Origin of the sequence: Actinocatenispora thailandica, from assembly GCF_016865425.1 — a bacterium.
GTDB lineage: Bacteria > Actinomycetota > Actinomycetes > Mycobacteriales > Micromonosporaceae > Actinocatenispora > Actinocatenispora thailandica.
This window is the reverse complement of sequence record NZ_AP023355.1, coordinates 284,493-301,049: the sequence shown is the minus strand read 5'-3', so window position 1 is coordinate 301,049 and position 16,557 is coordinate 284,493. Positions and strand designations below refer to the sequence as shown.

At 70.8% G+C, this 16,557-nt stretch carries 17 protein-coding genes; 7 read left to right on the top strand and 10 right to left on the bottom strand.

Annotation, left to right across the window (positions count from 1 at the left end; all coding sequences use genetic code 11):
* Positions 1-17: 17 nt before the first annotated feature.
* The 3 genes from Athai_RS01405 to Athai_RS01395 all read left to right on the top strand — a co-directional run bounded on the left by Athai_RS01405 (position 18) and on the right by Athai_RS01395 (position 3,949).
* Positions 18-2,312, top strand: a complete 2,295-nt coding sequence (locus tag Athai_RS01405) for an AAA family ATPase (protein WP_239156645.1) — start codon at positions 18-20, stop codon at positions 2,310-2,312.
* A gap of 72 nt (positions 2,313-2,384) precedes the next feature.
* A complete protein-coding gene (locus Athai_RS01400; RefSeq protein ID WP_203959776.1) occupies positions 2,385-2,789 on the top strand; it encodes a macro domain-containing protein in 405 nt (134 codons plus the stop codon).
* 71 nt (positions 2,790-2,860) lie between these two features.
* On the top strand, positions 2,861-3,949 hold the full coding sequence (locus tag Athai_RS01395) for a glycoside hydrolase family 3 N-terminal domain-containing protein (protein ID WP_203959775.1): 1,089 nt from the start codon (positions 2,861-2,863) through the stop codon (positions 3,947-3,949).
* 43 nt (positions 3,950-3,992) lie between these two features.
* On the opposite strand, the gene Athai_RS01390 is transcribed toward Athai_RS01395, so the two are convergent.
* Both Athai_RS01390 and Athai_RS01385 read right to left on the bottom strand, forming a co-directional pair.
* A complete protein-coding gene (locus tag Athai_RS01390; protein ID WP_239156644.1) occupies positions 3,993-4,397 on the bottom strand; it encodes a VOC family protein in 405 nt (134 codons plus the stop codon).
* Between the two features lie 96 nt (positions 4,398-4,493).
* Positions 4,494-4,865: a hypothetical protein gene (locus tag Athai_RS01385; RefSeq protein ID WP_203959774.1), complete on the bottom strand. Its 372-nt coding sequence runs from the start codon at positions 4,863-4,865 to the stop codon at positions 4,494-4,496.
* Positions 4,866-4,984: 119 nt separating this feature from the next.
* Here Athai_RS01385 and Athai_RS01380 point away from each other — a divergent pair, with 119 nt between their 5' ends.
* From Athai_RS01380 to Athai_RS01370, 3 genes are read left to right on the top strand one after another with little or no spacing between them, the layout of a single operon-like run.
* The gene (locus Athai_RS01380) at positions 4,985-5,836 is read left to right on the top strand and encodes a helix-turn-helix domain-containing protein (protein WP_203959773.1); all 852 of its coding nucleotides are present in this window, start codon (positions 4,985-4,987) and stop codon (positions 5,834-5,836) included.
* 15 nt (positions 5,837-5,851) lie between these two features.
* Positions 5,852-6,118 (top strand): DUF397 domain-containing protein, encoded by a 267-nt coding sequence (locus Athai_RS01375; protein ID WP_203959772.1) that lies wholly within the window; start codon positions 5,852-5,854, stop codon positions 6,116-6,118.
* Positions 6,119-6,150: 32 nt separating this feature from the next.
* Complete coding sequence (locus tag Athai_RS01370; protein WP_239156643.1) at positions 6,151-6,606, top strand: NUDIX domain-containing protein; 456 nt, start codon at positions 6,151-6,153, stop codon at positions 6,604-6,606.
* Between the two features lie 167 nt (positions 6,607-6,773).
* Here Athai_RS01370 and Athai_RS01365 read toward each other — a convergent pair whose 3' ends face one another.
* Positions 6,774-7,133 (bottom strand): MerR family transcriptional regulator, encoded by a 360-nt coding sequence (locus tag Athai_RS01365; protein ID WP_203959771.1) that lies wholly within the window; start codon positions 7,131-7,133, stop codon positions 6,774-6,776.
* A gap of 53 nt (positions 7,134-7,186) precedes the next feature.
* Here Athai_RS01365 and Athai_RS01360 point away from each other — a divergent pair, with 53 nt between their 5' ends.
* A complete protein-coding gene (locus Athai_RS01360) occupies positions 7,187-8,077 on the top strand; it encodes a polysaccharide deacetylase family protein (protein ID WP_203959770.1) in 891 nt (296 codons plus the stop codon).
* Between the two features lie 47 nt (positions 8,078-8,124).
* Here the strand turns inward: Athai_RS01360 and lepB are convergent, their stop codons facing one another.
* The 7 genes from lepB to Athai_RS01325 form a co-directional block, all read right to left on the bottom strand.
* A complete protein-coding gene (gene lepB, locus Athai_RS01355; protein WP_420829756.1) occupies positions 8,125-8,802 on the bottom strand; it encodes a signal peptidase I in 678 nt (225 codons plus the stop codon).
* Between the two features lie 177 nt (positions 8,803-8,979).
* Positions 8,980-10,032: an ABC transporter ATP-binding protein gene (locus Athai_RS01350; protein WP_203959769.1), complete on the bottom strand. Its 1,053-nt coding sequence runs from the start codon at positions 10,030-10,032 to the stop codon at positions 8,980-8,982.
* Positions 10,032-11,093: an ABC transporter ATP-binding protein gene (locus Athai_RS01345; protein WP_203959768.1), complete on the bottom strand. Its 1,062-nt coding sequence runs from the start codon at positions 11,091-11,093 to the stop codon at positions 10,032-10,034. Before Athai_RS01345 ends, Athai_RS01350 begins: the two co-directional genes overlap by 1 nt.
* The gene (locus Athai_RS01340; protein WP_203959767.1) at positions 11,093-12,001 is read right to left on the bottom strand and encodes an ABC transporter permease; all 909 of its coding nucleotides are present in this window, start codon (positions 11,999-12,001) and stop codon (positions 11,093-11,095) included. The genes Athai_RS01345 and Athai_RS01340 overlap by 1 nt, the downstream gene beginning before the upstream one ends.
* A complete protein-coding gene (locus Athai_RS01335) occupies positions 11,998-12,999 on the bottom strand; it encodes an ABC transporter permease (RefSeq protein WP_239156642.1) in 1,002 nt (333 codons plus the stop codon). Before Athai_RS01335 ends, Athai_RS01340 begins: the two co-directional genes overlap by 4 nt.
* A 7-nt stretch (positions 13,000-13,006) precedes the next feature.
* Entirely contained in the window at positions 13,007-14,824 is a 1,818-nt protein-coding gene (locus tag Athai_RS01330) for an ABC transporter substrate-binding protein (RefSeq protein ID WP_203959766.1), read from the bottom strand.
* 52 nt (positions 14,825-14,876) lie between these two features.
* The gene (locus Athai_RS01325) at positions 14,877-16,427 is read right to left on the bottom strand and encodes a glycoside hydrolase family 3 N-terminal domain-containing protein (RefSeq protein WP_420829755.1); all 1,551 of its coding nucleotides are present in this window, start codon (positions 16,425-16,427) and stop codon (positions 14,877-14,879) included.
* Positions 16,428-16,557: the final 130 nt, after the last annotated feature.

The following is a 16,557-nucleotide window of genomic DNA, read 5'->3' as shown; positions in this document are numbered from 1 at the left end:
GCGGATAGGCTCGCCGCGTGACCAGAGCGACCAGCTCCCTGACCCTGACCGCGAGCCTGCGGCCGGCCGCGCTGGACGGCCGGCGCGGCATCGTCCGGCTGCATCCGGAGGTGCTCGCCGCGCTCGGGCTGTCCGCCGGCGCGCCGGTGCTGCTGACCGGCCGGCGCGCCTCGGCCGGGCTCGCGCTGCCGGCCGAGCCGGACGCCAGCCGCGCCCTGCTGTACGCCGACGATCTCACTCTCGGCAACCTCGGGGTACGGGACGGCGCCGAAGTCACGGTGGCTCCCGCCCCCGTCACCGCCGCCCGCACGGTGCAGGTGGCGGGCCCGGCGCAGACGGTCGCCCTGCTGTCGCCGGAGATGCTGCGGCTGGCCCTGCTCGGCAAGGTGGTCACCGCGGGTGACAACGTGTCGCTGCTGCCGCAGGACGTGGCGCCGGCCGCGGGCGGCCGGACGGCCCGGCAGTGGGTGGCCGCCGGGGCGGTGACCCCGCCGGTCGAGGCGACCAAGCGGAGCCTGTCCAACAGCCTCGGGATGGGCTGGGTGTCGCTGCTGCTGACGGTGACCGACACCGGCTCGACCGGCCCCGGCGTGGTCACCATGGACACCGTGGTGCGCTGGCAGGACGGGCCGGCGACCCGGTCCAGCGCGACCCCGGCGCCGACCCATCAATCCACAGTGGACAGCGCAGCGACGGTGGACCAGGAGCCGGTCGAGGTGGCCGACCTGGCCGGGCTGCGGCCCCAGGCGCAGGAGCTGACCGAACTGCTCGACCTCGGCTTCCACCACGGCGAGATCCTGGCCAAGCTGGGCACCACGGCAAGCCTCGGGGTGCTCGTCACCGGCCAGGCCGGTTCCGGCAAGTCCACCCTGGTCCGGGCGGTCGCCGACGAGGTGGCGGCCACCGTGGTCACCGTCTGGGCGCCGGAGGTCGCCGCACTCGCCAACGACCCGGCCGCGGCCCGCCTCGCCGACGCCGTGGTACGCGCCCGCGACGCCGCCCCCGCCGTCCTGCTGGTGTCCGACGTGGACGCGCTCGCGCCGCGCGAGGCGCCCGGCCCGCTCGGCACCGTGTTCCGCCGTACCGTGCGGGCCGCGCTGGACGCCGGCGTCGCGGTCGTGTGCACCACCAGCCGACCCGAGGACGTGGACCCGCAACTGCGCGGCCCCGAACTGCTCGGGCACGAGATCGCAGTACCGCTGCCGGACGCGCCGGAGCGGCGCGAGCTGCTCGCCGTGCTGACCCGCGAGGTCAAGCTCGCCGAGGACGTGCGGCTCGACGACGTGGTCGCCCGTACCCCCGGGTTCGTCGCGGCCGACCTGCTCGCGCTGGTCCGGGAGGCCGGGGTGCGCGCCGCGGTCCGGCACCGGAACGCCGAAGCGACCGCCGCCGGGCGTACCGACACCGAGTCGCCGGCCGAGCCGGCCATCGCCGCGGCCGACTTCGACGCGGCGCTGGAGGTGGTCCGGCCGACCGCGATGACGGAGTCCACTGTGGACGTTTCCGGGGTGACGCTGGACGACGTCGGGGACATGACGGAGGTCAAACAGACCCTGACCGAGGCCGTACTGTGGCCGCTCACCTACCCGGACACCTTCGACCGGCTGGGCATCGACCCGCCGCGCGGCGTGCTGCTCTACGGCCCACCCGGCTGCGGCAAGACGTTCCTGGTGCGCGCGATCGCCGGCCAGGGCAAGGCGAACGTACTGTCGGTCAAGGGCGCCGAACTGCTGTCCAAGTGGGTCGGCGACTCCGAACGCGCGGTGCGCGAGCTGTTCCGCCGGGCCCGCGACGCGTCCCCGTCGCTGGTGTTCCTGGACGAGATCGACGCACTGGCGCCGGTCCGCGGCCAGGCCACCGACGGCGGTACCACCGACCGGGTGGTCGCCTCGCTGCTCACCGAGCTGGACGGGGTCGAGTCGCTGCGCAACGTCGTGATCGTCGGCGCCACCAACCGCCCCGACCTGGTCGACCCGGCGCTGCTGCGGCCCGGCCGGCTGGAACGGCTGGTGTACGTGCCGCCGCCGGACACCGAGGCCCGTGCCGCGATCCTCGCCTCCGCCGCCCGGAAGGTACCGCTGGCGCCCGACGTCGACCTGCCGTCACTCGCCGCCGACCTGGACGGCTTCTCCTCCGCCGACTGTGCCGCCCTGGTACGGGAGGCGGCGCTCGCCGCGATGCGCGAGTCGCTGACCGCCACCGAGGTCACCGCCGCCAACGTGGCCGCCGCCCGGGACCGGGTCCGCCCCTCGCTCGACCCCGACCAGGTCTCCTGGCTCGCCACCTACGCCAAGACCCACAACGCCGGCTGACCGACCGCGCCCACGGACCGACGTCCGAACTGGAGCGGCCGGGATGTCGGACCCGGCTGGTACGACGGGCGCATGACGATCACCGTGGCGCGCGGCGACCTGTTGACCGCGGACGTCGAGGCGCTGGTCAACCCCGTCAACACGGTCGGCGTCATGGGCAAGGGCCTGGCACTCGCTTTCCGGCAGGCGTTCCCGGAGATGTACCGCGACTACCGGCAGGCCGCGCAGGAAGGCCGGCTCGCGGTGGGCCGGATGCACGTGTGGGCGATCGGCGCCGGCACCGGCCCGCGGTACGTGATCAACTTTCCGACCAAACGGCACTGGCGCTCGGTGTCCCGACTGTCCGACATCGAGGCGGGCCTGACCGACCTGGTCACCACGACCGACCGGCTCGGTCTGCGCTCGCTCGCCGTGCCGGCCCTCGGCTGCGGCCATGGCGCCTCCGACCGGCCAGGCGAATCACTACGAATGCGATGAAAAGCTTCAATTCAGCGGCCTACATCGGTAGATTTCGACTGCAACGCGCATTCCGTACCGAGGAGGCCGCCATGTCCGTCACCCGACGTTCGCTGCTCACCGCCGCGGGGCTGGCCGCCGCCGGCCCGGTACTACTGTCCAGGTCCCGGCCGGCACGGGCCGCCAGCTCCCAGGTCCTCGCCGGCCAGCGCGTCATCCACTCGTACTCCGGGCTCACCCCGCCCGACTCGCTGCTGGCCACGATCAGCTCCGGCGGTACCGCCGGGGTGCTCTTCTTCGGCGGCAACATCTCCTCCGAGTCCCAGATCGCGTCGGTGATCAGCCGGCTGCGCGACGCCGCGGCCGAGAGCCCGATCGACGCCCCGCTGCTGCTGCTCACCGACCAGGAGGGCGGTCAGGTCCGCCGGCTGCCCGGCGCGCCGAACGAGTCGGAGAAGCAGATCGGGGCGTCCAGCGACCCGACCGGCGCGGCGCGCGACGCGGGTACCGGCGCCGGGCGCAACCTGGCCGGCGTCGGGATGAACCTCAACCTGGCCCCGGTGCTCGGCGTGTACCGGTCGGCCGGCGACTTCCTGGACGAGTACGGCCGGTCGTACAGCATGGACGCCGGCGTCTGCGACGACTGCGGCGGCGCGTTCGTCGGTGCCCAGCAGGCGACCGGGGTGGCTGCGACCGCCAAGCACTTCCCGGGCCTCGGCGCGGCGACCTCCCGGCAGAACACCGACAGCAGGCCGGTCACGCTGAACGTCTCGGCCAGCACGCTGCGGTCGGTGGACGAAGCGGCGTACGCGGCGTCGCTCTCCGCCGGCGTCAAGCTGGTGATGTGTTCCTGGGCGGTCTATCCGAGCCTGGACGCGTCCCGCCCGGCCGGGCTGTCCAGCACGATCGTCGGCGGCGAGCTGCGCGGCCGGCTCGGCTTCGGCGGCGTCACCGTCACCGACTCGATCGGCGCCGGAGCCCTGTCGTCGTACGGTTCCGTCGGCAACCGTTCGGTGTTGGCGGCCGGCGCCGGGATGGATCTCATCCTGTGCACCAGCGAGAATGCCGGCGACTCAGCCGCCGACGCGTTGAGCGCCGCGCTGGACGACGGCACCCTCGACCACGACACGTTCGTCGCCGCCGCAGACCGCGTCACCGCCCTGCGCCACACCCTGACCTGACCCCGGTACGCCCGGCCCGCGCACCGCCTGCCGGCGCCGGCGCTCAGCGTCCGGCCGCGGACTCGTGGGCTTCGGGGATGCTGGGCTGGAAGAGTTCGACGAGGTTGCCGGCGGGGTCCTGGACGAGCGCCTGCCGGCCGCCGATGCCGGTAACCGGGCCGGCCCGGAACGGTACGCTGGCGGCTCGCAGCCGGGCGACTTCCGCATCCAGGTCGTCGACCTCCAGCACGATGCGGTTCCAGCCGCCCGGCGTCTGGACCGTGCCGTCGGCCATCGGGCGCGAGCCGCCGCCCGCCTGGTCCGTGGTGACCGGTGCGACGAGCAGGAAGCGCAGATCGCCGCGGATCAGCATCGCGAACGGCGGCGCCGGATGCATCACCTCGCGGAAGCCGAGCCACCCGCAGTAGAAGGCGATCGCCGCGTCGACGTCGTCCACCAGGTACCGCACCGTCGCCACCGTGATCACTCCCCTCGCGCCATCGACACTAGACCGATCCGTTCCGGCAGAAGGCCGATCGGGCCGGTCGGCGGCGGTCGCGATCGATCACCCGATCGCGGCGACCGGCTCGGCCGAGGTCGGCGGAAGAACGTCCTGGTGGCTGCTCGTGCCCCTGCGCTGAAGTTCCCAGCGGGACGGGACGACCTCGTGGGTCTCGTCCCAGACGATGTGCTCGGTACCGAACGGCCAGCCGGTGTTGCCGTCCTCGTCCAGGGTGCTGTAGACCGCGTAGAACAGCGACAGCTCGGGGCGCAGGTCGGCGAGCCGCGCGGTCGCCCAGTCGTGCAGTGCGAGCTTGCGTTCGCGCAGCTCGTCGTCGCTGTCCACGCTGAACTCCTCGACCGCGACGTCGTCGTAGTGCGTTCCGTCGTCCGCCGGCCGCACCCGCATCAACGTGTACCCGAACCGCAGCGCCATTGCCCGACCCCTCCCGACTTGCGCGGTACCAATAGAACCGACACCGCTACGATCCGTCATCTGTTGGACGGATGGTAGCTTAACGGCAATTGCCTATTAGCGGTAGACCATCTGAGGGGATGTCGGTCGTGACGTCGGAAGGCGTTCAACGTCGGGTCATGCGGATCCGGTTCGGTCTCCAGATGCGACGGTTGCGGGAGGCCGCCGGACTCCAGTCGAAGGACGCGGCGAAAGCGTTGCGCGTCAATCCATCCCGGCTCTCCCGGTTCGAACGCGGCGCCGCGAGCCTCAAGGCCGCCGAGGTCGACGTGCTGCTCAAGCTGTACGAGACGCCGGACGACCACGCGGAACGGCTGCGCGCCCTGGGCGACGAGGCCCGGCGCCGCGGTTTCAGACTCGACGTCCCCGACTGGGCGGAGACCTACATCGCCCTCGAAGCCGTCGCCGACGAAGTCAAGATCTACAACGGGGAGCTTGTTCCCGGTCTGCTGCAGACGGAGGATTACGCACACGCGCTGCTCCGAACATCTCCCAAAACAGTTCCGCCAGGCTCAGTCGACGACGCCGTCGCGACTCGGCTGGGTCGACAGGAGCGCGTGAACGACCCCTCGTTCAAGATCTGGATCATGCTCGGCGAAGCCGTCTTGCATCGCGCGGTGGGTGGTGCCGACGTGATTCGCGAACAGTTGCTGCATCTACACACGCTGAACAAGCAAGAGAACGTCTGCATCCAGCTCATCCCGTACGAGGCGGGTGGTCATGCGGCTCTCGGCACCTCCTTCGCGATGTTCCGCATGATCGACCTCGCGGCCACATTCGCTTACGTCGAGTGGCTGACGGACTCGGTGTACATCGACCAGCCCGAGGACATCGAAGTCTACGGATACGTCTGCAATAAGCTGATGGCGTCCGGAACCGACAAGCCGACGACGCAACGGATGCTCATGAGACGCATTCGCGACCTCAGCTAGAGCGGAGACTTCGCCATGCTCGTGCCAGATCTGACCAGTACCTCTTGGCGGAAGTCCAGCCGCAGCTCCGGCGGCGCCGACAACTGCGTCGAGGTCGCTGCTGGCACAACCTGGCGGAAGTCCAGTAGGTCGACCGGGGCGAACGCCTGCGTCGAGGTGGCGGACGGGGCGGGGTGGGCCGCGGTACGGGACTCGAAGGATCCGGCGGGGCCGGTCCTGGTGGTGTCGCCGGCCGCGTTCGGCGCGTTCGTCCGCGACGTGACAGCCGGCGGGCGCCGGTAAAGCCTGTCGTAGCCGGGCGGTACGTTCGGCCGGTGCCAGGAGAACGGTTCCGGATGGTGGTGGCGGTCTACGGGCTGCTGCGGGACGGCGATCGGTTGCTGCTGATGCGGCGGGCCGGGTCCGGCTACCACGACGGCGAGCTGTGCGTGCCGGCCGGGCACGTCGACGGCAACGAGGACGTGGCCAGCGCGCTGGCCCGCGAGCTGCGCGAGGAGCTGACGATCGCGGTCGACCCCGACGCGTGCCGGCTGGCCCTGGTCGCGCACCGCGCGCCGGAGACCGCCGGCGACCACGAGTACCTCGACCTGTTCTTCGAGGTACCGCGCTGGGACGGCACCCCGGCGATCGGCGAGCCGGCCAAGTGCGCCGAGCTGTGCTGGGTCGACGCGGCCGACCCGCCGGCCGACACCGTCGCCTACGTCACCGCCGCGCTGCACGAGGTCGCCGCCGGCACCCCGCTGCTCCGGTACGGCTGGGCGATCGGCTGAGCCGCCCGGCGCTCCGGGTCACGTCCCGCGCTGCCCGAGCGCGGCCTTCCGCCGCGCCGGCTCCCACCGCCCGTACCGGCCGGCCCGACTCCGGCTCGACGGCCGAGCGGCGGACTCCGGCGGCTCGACGGCCGAGCGGCGGGCTCCGGCAGCTCGGCGGGCGGCAGCTACCCGCCGGACGCCGTAGCGATCACCTCGTCGAGGATCTGGCGCGAGGTGGCCAGCTCGGTCATCAGCCGGTCGATCCGGTCGCGCTCGGCGGCCAGGTCGGCGACCAGTCGCGGCGTCGCGGTGACCGCCGGGCCGCCGTCGGTGTCCCGCATGCACGGCAGCAGTTGCGCGATCTTCCGGCTGTGCAGGCCGGCGGCGAACAGGTGCTGGATGAGCACCACCCGATCGACGGCCCGCTCCGGATAGTCGCGCTGGCCACCGGCGGTGCGGTCGGCGGCGAGCAACCGCTGCTGCTCGTAGTACCGCAGGGAACGTTCGCTGACGCCGGTGCGCCGGGACAGCTCGCCGATGCGCATCACACCTCCCGCGGGTTGAACCTGACACTGATGTTAGCTTCTACCGTCTGGTCATGACGAACGACGAGGCGGCGCTGCTGCCGTACGAGTACAGCCCCATCACCGAACGCCCGACGATCCGCTGGCCCGGCGGCGCCCGGGTGGCCTTCTACCTCGGGCTCAACATCGAGCACTTCCTGCTCGGCCGACCGTCCACCAGCATCTGGCCGGGTACCGCCGAACTCCAGCCGGACGCCCTCAACCACGGCTGGCGCGACTACGGCAGCCGGGTCGGGATCTGGCGGATCATCGACATCCTGGACCGGCACGGCATCCGGGCCAGCGCGCTGCTCAACTCGATGGCCGCCACCGAGTACCCGCAGATCGTCCGCGCCGGGGTCAGCCGCGACTGGGCGTTCCTCGCGCACGGCCAGACCAACTCGATCCTGCACACCGACCTCACCGAGCAGGCCGAACGGCGGGTACTGACCGAGGTGGTGGACACGATCGCGACGGCCACCGGGCGCCGGCCGCACGGCTGGATGGGGCCGGGGCTCACCGAGACGTTCCGTACCCCGCAGCTGCTCTCCGAGTTGGGCCTGGACTACGTGCTGGACTGGACCAACGACGACCAGCCGTACCCGCTGCGGGTGCCCGGGATGCTCGGGGTGCCCTACTCGGTGGAGCTCAACGACCTGATGCTCTTCGGCCGCAAGAGCACGACCGGCCCCGAGTTCGTCCAGATCGTCCGCGACCAGTACGAGCAGTTGCGTGCCGACGCGGCGGACAGTGGGCGGGTGATGGCCCTGGCGCTGCACCCGTTCGTGACCGGTCAGCCGTTCCGGGCGAAGTACCTGGACCAGGCGCTCGCGTTCCTGGCCGCGCAGCCGGACGTGTGGCTGGCCACCAGCGACGAGATCGCCCAGCACTACCGCCGGACGGTCCTGCAGCCGGCGGCGCGGTGACCGGCTCGGCCCGGGGTCCCGCCGGCGCGCGGCCGGCGGGATCGGCGCTACTTGGCGGCGCGGGGGTCGGGGACGGAGGCGAAGCTCGACGGGGCGGACAGCCAGGTCATCCGGTTCAGCGGCCAGTAGGTGGCGAACGCGCGACCGACGACCGAGGACTCCGGCACCGTCGACAGCATCACGTTGTGACTCTGCAGGTAGTGCTCCCGCGAGTCGGACGAGTTGGACCGGTGGTCGCCCATCAGCCACAGCCGGCCCTTCGGCACCGTCACCGAGAACGGCGCCTCGCTCGGCGGGTCCTGCACGCCCTGCGCGTTGTGGTAGATGTACGGCTCGTTGATCGCGGTGCCGTTGACGGTGATGCGCCCCTTGGCGTCGTCGTACGCCACCTTGTCGCCGCCGACGGCGATGACCCGCTTGATCCAGTCGCCACCGTCGCCGGTCTCCTCGGCCCACTGGTGCGGCGCCTTGAACACCACGATGTCGCCGCGGTGCGGCTCGTGGAAGCGGTAGCCGAGCTTGTACACCAGGACCCGGTCGTGGATGTCGAGCGTGTGCTCCATCGAACCGGACGGGATGTAGAACGACGCGGCGATGAAGGTGCGGACGCCGAAGGCGACCACCACGGCGACCACCACCAGGATGATCAGCTCGCGCAGCCAGGACCCGGCGCGCTTGGATCCGGCGCGCTCGGACTCGGCGTGCTTCGACTCAGCCTTGGACACGCTGGGAGAATACGGCAGCGACCCGACGTAGCCGCGACCGCCCGGCTGGGAGTTCTCTGTCAGTCTCGTCCGACCCCGCCCCGTTGATCATGGTGTCATCCGCATGGCAAGCGCTTACCGAAGCAGACAACACCATGATCAACGCGGGCGGAGTGGGCGGGGTCAACGCGGGCGGGGTCATGCGGAGACCGCTACCACCTGGCGCTGCTCCGGGTAGAAGCAGGCGTGCAGTTGGGCGGTGTCGCCGTGGTGCGCCAGCTCGGGGCGCTCGGTGCGGCACCGGTCGGTGGCGAACGGGCAGCGCGCCGCGAACAGGCAGCCGCTGTCGGACTGCGTGTCGGCCAGCGGCTCGGTCGGCGTCAACCGGTCCGCCCCCGGTACCTCCAGGCCGTGCAGCACCGGAATCGCGGACAGCAGGCACTGGGTGTACGGGTGGACCGGGTCGGCGATGATCGTCTCGGTCGGGCCACGCTCGATGATCTCCCCGCGGTAGATCACGTACAGGTCGCCGTCCGCGCCGATGTAGCGGGCGGTGGCCACGTCGTGCGTGATGAACAGGACGCTGACCCCGACGGTCTCCCGCAGTTCCCGCAGCAGCCGCAGGATGCCCAGCCGCAGCGACACGTCGATCATCGACACCGCCTCGTCGGCGACCAGCGCCTCCGGGTCGACGGTGAGCGCCCGCGCGATCACCACCCGCTGCCGCATCCCGCCGGACAGCTGGTGCGGGTAGCGGGACAGGACGTAGTCCGGCTCCAGCCCGACCAGCGACAGCACCTCGCGCTGCCGCTTCGCGATCCACGACTTCGGCCGGCCGGTCTGCCTGGCCCGCAGGGTCAGCGGGTCGGTCAGGATCGCATCGACGGTGCGGGTGGGGTTGAGCGCCGAGTACGGGTCCTGGTGGATCATCTGGATCCGCCGGAAGTACGGGTCCCGCTTGCGCTTGGACAGCGCCGTCAGGTCCACGCCGTTGACCGACAGGGTGCCCGCGTCGTAGTCCTCCAGCCCGGCCAGGATGCGCCCCAGCGTGGTCTTGCCGCACCCGGACTCGCCGATGAACGACGCCGCGCCGCCGGGTGGGATGTGAAAGTCGACGCCGCGCAGCGCCTGCACCGTCGACCCGGCGAGCACGTTGCCGCGCGCCTTGAACGTCTTGACGATGCCGCGACCCCGGATGCCGCTGCCGTCGCCGGCAACCGGCACCGAACCGTCTACTGTGGACTCGCTCATCACGCCCCCTCACCGGCGTCCTGGACCGCGGTCGGAGCACCGGCCGCCACCGGATGGCAGGCGACCAGCCGGCCCGGAGCGACCTCGCTCGCCGCCGGATCGACCGTCTCGCAGTCCTCCCGCGGCTCCGCCGCGTAGCGCGCGCACCGCTCCCGGAACACGCAGCCCTGCTTCGGGATGGTGCCCAGCGTCGGCGGCCGGCCCGGCAGCGGCTGCGCCACCTCCGGGTCACCGGTCAGCCGCGGGATCGCGTTGATCAGGCCCCAGGTGTACGGATGCTTCGGGTTCTTCAGCACCTCGGTCGTCGGGCCCTGCTCCACCAGCCGCCCGCCGTACATCACCGCGACCCGGTCGGCGACCTCCGCGACCACGCCGATGTCGTGCGTGACCACCAGCGTGGTCAGGCCGCGCTCGGCGTGCACGTCGCGGATGATCGACAGGATGTTCGCCTGCGAGATCATGTCCAGCGCGGTGGTCGGCTCGTCCAGTACCAGCAGGTGCGCGTTGAGCACCAGCGCCAGCATGATGCCGACCCGCTGACGCATCCCGCCGGACAGCTCGTGCTGGTACGAGTCGAGCACCCGCTCGCCGGACAACCCCATCCGGGACAGCAGCTCCTTCGCCTGGCGTACCAGGGCGCGCTTGTCCTGCACCTGGTGCGAGCGGCCGAGATCGAGCAGCTGCTTGCCGACCGTCTTCAACGGGTTGAGCGAGTTCTGCGCGGCCTGGAAGACGTAGCCGATCTCGCCGCCGCGGGCCTCCCGGAGTTGCTTGCCGGACAGCGACACCACGTTGCCCAGGCCGTCGATCTCGATCGAGCCGCCGGTGATCCGCCCCGGCGTCTGCACCGCGTTGAGCATCGCGAGCGCCATCGTCGACTTGCCCGAGCCGGACTCGCCGACCAGGCCGGTGATCGAGCCGGGCGCCAGCTCCAGGTTGATCCGCGACACCGCCGGCAGCTCACCGGCCGGCGTCCGGTACGCCACGGTCAGATCCTCGATCCGCACCGCCGGGCCGAGCTTTTTGTCGTCCACCTCGGACGTTTCGGTGATCGCCGTCATCAGTCCTCCCGCAGCCGGGGGTTGAACACCTCGTCCAGGGCGTCGACCAGCAGCACGACGCCGAGCGTCAGCAGCAGGATCGCCACCAGCGGCGCCATCAGGTAGCCCAGGCCGGCACCGGTCTGCGTCACCCCGTTGGTGACCGCGAGCTGGATCATCACGCCCCAGTTGTTCGACGTGAACGGGAGCACGCCCAGGTAGAACAGGCCGACCTGGGAGTAGATGAACGTGGTCACCCCGATCAGCAGGTTCATCGCCACGTACGGGGCGATGTTCGGCAGCAGTTCGCGGGTGACGATGTGCCGGGTCGGCATCCCGAGCCCGCGCGCGGCCTCGACGAAGCCGCGCTCGCGCAGCGACAGCGTCGCCGAGCGCACAGAGCGGGCCAGGCCACCCCAGCCGGTGAGACCCAGTACCAGGCCCATCTGCAGCGCAGACGAGAACTTCCACACCGTGGACAGCACCAGCAGCAGCGGGAACCCGGGGATGGTCAGCACGAAGTCGGTGATGCGCATCAGCACCGAGTCCGGCGCGCCGCGCCGGTAGCCCGCGTACAGGCCGAAACCGGTACCGATGAGCACCGTGATCAGCGCCGCGAACGCCGCCGCGACCAGCACGTAGCGGGTACCGGTGATCAGCAGGGCGAGCACGTCGGTGCCCTCGAAGTCGGTACCGAGCAGGTGCGAGAGGCTCGGCCCGGCGAGGATCTGGTTGCTGTCCCGCGGCAGGTTGTCCGGGTACAGCCAGGGTCCGACGAGCCCGGTCAGCACGAACAGCACCACGATCACCGCGCCGACCATCCGGCTCGGCTTGCGCTTCAGCACCTTCCACAGGTTGCGCCAGAATCCCGTCCGCCGGGCCGGGGCCACCGTGGCCCCGGACACCGGCAGATCGACAGTCGTACTCATGCCGCTCCTCCGTGCCGCACCCGCGGGTCGACCACGCTGTACAGCAGGTCGGCGGCGATGTTCGCCAGGATCACCGCGCCGGTGATCAGCAGGAACGCCCCGGACATCTCCGAGTAGTCCCGGCTGCCGATGCTGTCGATCAGCATCGCGCCCATGCCCGGATAGTTGAACGCGTGCTCGATGAACACCGCGCCGCCGATCATGAACCCGAGCGACAGCGCGAGCACGGTGAACAGCGGCAGCAGCGCGTTGCGCGCCACGTACCGGAAGATGATCGAGGGTTTGATGCCGCGTAGCTCCGACGCCAGGATGAAGTCGTCCCCGAGCACCGAGATCACGCTCGACTTCATCGTCAGCAGGTAGCCGCCGAAGCTGGACAGCGCGAACGCCGCCGCCGGAAGCACCGCATGGCTGATGATCGAGGCGATGTACGGGCCGTTGAAACCGGGATCGAGCAGCCCGTCCACCGGACCGGTGGAGAACAGCTTCAGCTTCACCGTCAGGAACGTCACCAGTACCAGGGCCATCACGTACTGCGGGATGCCGTGCAGCAGCGACCCGACCAGCGACAGCACGCTGCCGACGTGGCCGTTGCGCTTCATCGCGGCGACCACGCCCAGCAGTACCCCGATCACGAAGCTGAGCAGCACACCCGCCAGCACCAGACCGATCGTCCACTTGAGCGCGCCGACCACCTCGGTACGGACCGAGACGCCCTGCGCGGACACCGACTTGCCCAGGTCGAAGTGCAGCAACTTCCAGAGATAGTCGCCGTACTGCGAGAGCCACGAACCGTGCGGCACGAACCCGTACGTCACCTGCACCTGGGCGCGCGCCTGTTCGGCGGACACGCCCTGCGCGAGCAGCTTCTCGTACTGGGTCTGCACCGGGTCCCCGGGCATCAGCCGGACCAGCACGAACGTGAACGTCGTGACGACCCAGATCATGACGATCCCGCGGACCAGGTGGCCCGCGAGACGCCGGAGGAACGCAAGCACGCCGACCCTACTTCTTCTTCTGGATGTAGCCGAGCTGCATCCACATACCCGGGTGCAGCCGCAGCACGTCGGAGTCGTTCTTCGGGAAGTTGGTGAACCGGGACGTGTTCACGAACTGGATGTTGGTGTAGTCCCAGATCTGGATCGCCGGCAGCTGGTCGTTGCTGTAGGCGGCCAGCTTCTTGATGATCTCCTTCTGCTCCGCCTCGGTCGCCTGGGCCAGGTTGTTCGTCAGCTTGCCCGGGTTGATCGTGCCGAAGCCGGGGATCGTGGCCGTCTCCGCGCCGCCCATCCAGTTCCCGTTCTTGCCGGGCGCGGAGTGCTGCACGTTGGCGCCGAACTGGTTCCAGCCGTTCGACGGGCCGTACAGCCGGGCGTAGGCGTCGTGCGTGGACGGGCCGAGCGCGACCAGCCAGAAGCCCATCTGGTACTTGCCCTCGGCGATCTCCGACAGGTACGTCGCGTAGTCCGCGGAGGTCTTCACCTCGGTCTTGATGCCGGCGTCGGTCAGCTGGCTGGAGATCGACTTACCGCCGGCGATCCAGTCCGAGAACCCGTTCGGTACCTGCAGCTGCAGCGTGAAGGGCTTGCCGTTGGCCTGGATCCACTGGCCGCCCTTCTTGCTCATGCCGGCCTTCTTCAGTTCCGCCTCGGCCTTCGCGGCGTCGTGCGGGTACTGGTTCAGCTTGTCCACCGCGTCCTGGCCGATCCAGGCGTTCGCGGCGTCGGAGATCAGGCCGGTGGTGGTCTGCGCCGCGCTACCGCCGACCGACTCGCCGATCTTGGTGGTCAGCTTCCGGTCGATCAGGTACGCCAGGGCGCGCCGCACGTGCACGTTGTCCAGCGGCTTGACCGACTGGTTGAACGCCAGCGCGGCGGCCACCGGGCTGAACCCGGAGATCATCTTGTTGCCCTGCTTGGCGAGGATCTTCTTGCGCACGTTGGCCGGGGTGGCGGTGTAGATCGCCGCGTCCAGGTCACCGGAGATCAGGTAGTTCCAGATCTGCTCGTTGCCCGAGTAGTTCTTCAGCACGACCTTGCTCGGGGCGATCTTGTCGGCGTCGAAGAAGTGCGTGTTCTTGACCAGCACCGCCTCACCCGGGTTGACCCGCTGCAGCACGAACGGGCCGGCCGAGACGTCCTTCTTCGGACCGAACTCCACCAGCTTCTTGCCCAGCGCCTGGATCTTGCTCTGCGCCGAGGCCTGATCCTTCTTGCTCGCCTTCGGGTCGGTGGCGGTCTTGATCAGATCCCAGACGTTCGCCGGCATCTGCGGCCCGTACACCGAGTTCGGCACCACCCACATGTTCAGCACGTTGCGCAGGAACGAGTTGTTCGACGAACCCGGCGCCTGGTCGAACTCGATGGTGTGCGCGTCGACCACGGTGACCGCGCCGACGCCGCCGGCCGCACCCGGCGCGATCGCGAACGCTCCACCGCCCTGGCTGAACGACACCGCGGCCGAGGCCTTCACGTCGTCCGCGGTGACCGGCTTGCCGTCCGACCACTTCGCGTCCGGGCGGAGCTTGACCGTCAGCTTCAGGTGGTCCGGCGTCTCGCTCCAACTCGCCGCCAGCGCCGGGTAGAACGCGTTCGCGTCGGTCAGCGAGTTCTTCGCCCAGCCGAGCTTCATCGCGTTGTAGCCCTGGAACGAGTTCGTCTTCTGGTTGTACGGGTTGATCGGCGCGTTCGCGTCGATCTCCGTTTCGATCGCGGTGAACACGTCCGCCGAGGACGAGGAACTGGAGTCCGTGCAGCCGGCCGTACCCATCACGGCGGCGAAGCCGCCAGCCGCGGTGAGACCCGCGAAGGCCCTTCTCTTCATCTCTTCTCCTGGGGGGAAACGGGGGGACTAGCCACATGAGGTGCAGGTAGGGCTACCGGCGCGCGCCGACCAGCAGGTCGGCCGCGGCGGAGAGGTTGACCCGGGCGCCACCCCGGGTGCCGAGGTATCTACCGGCCGCGAGCGGCCGGTCGGCACCGGTACCGATGCCGACCACGACCGCATCCGGCCTGTTGGCGAGCACCGTACCGAGCCGTTGCCGGGTGGCGGGCACCCGGTGCGCGTCCCGAACCACCACGACCAGCGGTTTTCCGGCCGCCGCGGCCAGCGCGTCGGACAGTGCGCGGTCCGCGATGTCCGCCGTCATGCCGGTATCGCCGGCTGCCGGATCGGCCGTTCGGCCGACCGTGTGATCCGGCCGACCGCCGCTGTGATCCGGCCGACCCGCGGTACGGCCGGCAGGGCTTCCGGGCACCGTGTCCGGGGCGAGCCGGGCGCCCGTGACGCGCGGGTCGCGCGCGGTCAACATGGCGAGCAGGCTGCCCGCGGTCGGTTCGATGCCCTGCCGCGGCGGGCTGAGCTCCAGCACGTACGGCGCGGCGTCGAGCCGGCCGACCCCGGGGTCTGCGACCAGCGCGCCACGCGCCGCGTCGGCCATCTCCGCGGTCGTCGCCGCCGTGGTCGGATCTCCCGGTACCGGCCGGGCCAGCGCGCGCACCCGGGCCGCCGCCTGCGCGATCCGGGCGCCGGTCAGCGCCGGATGACCGACCAGGTGGTCGCGCACCTCCCGTTGCAGGCCGAAGTCGCCGGTCATGCAGACCAGGTCGGCACCGGCGGCGAGCGCCCGCGCGGCGCCCTCCGCGACCCCGACGCCGCCGGCGATCGCCGACATCGTCATCGAGTCGGTGACCACCGCGCCGGTGAAGCCCAGCTCGTCGCGCAGCAGCCCGGTCAGTACCGCCCGGCTCAGGGTCGCCGGGCCGTCGCACAGCCCCGGGTAGGTCACGTGCGCGGTGAGTACGGACCGGACCCCGGCGGCGATCGCCGCCCGGAACGGGACGAGGTGCGGTTCGAGGTCGCCGGTGACCGTCGGCAGCGCCAGGTGCGAGTCGACGGCGGTGTCGCCGTGCCCCGGGAAGTGCTTGGCGCAGGCCGCGACGCCGGTCGACTGCAGGCCGGTCAGGTACCCGACGACGTGCGCGGCGACCCGATCGGGGTCGGCGCCGAACGAGCGGGTACCGATGATCGGGTTGTCCGGGTTGGTGTTGACGTCGGCGACCGGCGCGAGGTTGAGGTTGATCCCCAGCGCGGCGAGTTCGGCGCCGATCGCGGCGCCGACGCGTTCGGTCAGCGCGACGTCGTCGACGGCGCCGAGGGCGAGGTTGCCCGGATGCGGGGCGCCGGTCGCCGCGTGCAGCCGGGTGACGTCGCCGCCCTCCTCGTCCACCGCGACGACGACGTCCTCGCCGGCGGACCGGATGTCGGCCACCAGTTCGCCGAGTTGGTCGCGGTCGGCGATGTTGCCGGCGAACAGCACGACGCCGCCGAGGCCGTCGGCGAGCCAGTCGCGCAGCCGGCCCGGCAGCGTGTAGCCGTGCATGCCGACGAGCAGGCAGCGGTCAACGGTGCTGGTCACGCAGAGCATCCTCGCATCGCCGTAAGCTTTTGTCCCATGATCAAAGCTCACAAGAAAATAAATTTCTTGTTGGCTGCGCGTTGCACACCTGCACTACTGCGATCGTAGAGGACGATCAGGACAACAGGCTTCGGATGCC

Excerpts from the sequence above, each read along its gene's own strand:
- Athai_RS01400 (WP_203959776.1), top strand. The coding sequence starts at position 2,385 with ATGACGATCACCGTGGCGCGCGGCGACCTGTTGACCGCGGACGTCGAG.
- Athai_RS01395 (WP_203959775.1), top strand. The coding sequence starts at position 2,861 with ATGTCCGTCACCCGACGTTCGCTGCTCACCGCCGCGGGGCTGGCCGCC.
- Athai_RS01385 (WP_203959774.1), bottom strand. The coding sequence starts at position 4,865 with ATGGCGCTGCGGTTCGGGTACACGTTGATGCGGGTGCGGCCGGCGGAC.
- Athai_RS01380 (WP_203959773.1), top strand. The coding sequence starts at position 4,985 with ATGTCGGTCGTGACGTCGGAAGGCGTTCAACGTCGGGTCATGCGGATC.
- Athai_RS01375 (WP_203959772.1), top strand. The coding sequence starts at position 5,852 with ATGCTCGTGCCAGATCTGACCAGTACCTCTTGGCGGAAGTCCAGCCGC.
- Athai_RS01365 (WP_203959771.1), bottom strand. The coding sequence starts at position 7,133 with ATGCGCATCGGCGAGCTGTCCCGGCGCACCGGCGTCAGCGAACGTTCC.
- Athai_RS01360 (WP_203959770.1), top strand. The coding sequence starts at position 7,187 with ATGACGAACGACGAGGCGGCGCTGCTGCCGTACGAGTACAGCCCCATC.
- Athai_RS01350 (WP_203959769.1), bottom strand. The coding sequence starts at position 10,032 with ATGAGCGAGTCCACAGTAGACGGTTCGGTGCCGGTTGCCGGCGACGGC.
- Athai_RS01345 (WP_203959768.1), bottom strand. The coding sequence starts at position 11,093 with ATGACGGCGATCACCGAAACGTCCGAGGTGGACGACAAAAAGCTCGGC.
- Athai_RS01340 (WP_203959767.1), bottom strand. The coding sequence starts at position 12,001 with ATGAGTACGACTGTCGATCTGCCGGTGTCCGGGGCCACGGTGGCCCCG.
- Athai_RS01330 (WP_203959766.1), bottom strand. The coding sequence starts at position 14,824 with ATGAAGAGAAGGGCCTTCGCGGGTCTCACCGCGGCTGGCGGCTTCGCC.
- Athai_RS01325 (WP_420829755.1), bottom strand. The coding sequence starts at position 16,427 with ATGCTCTGCGTGACCAGCACCGTTGACCGCTGCCTGCTCGTCGGCATG.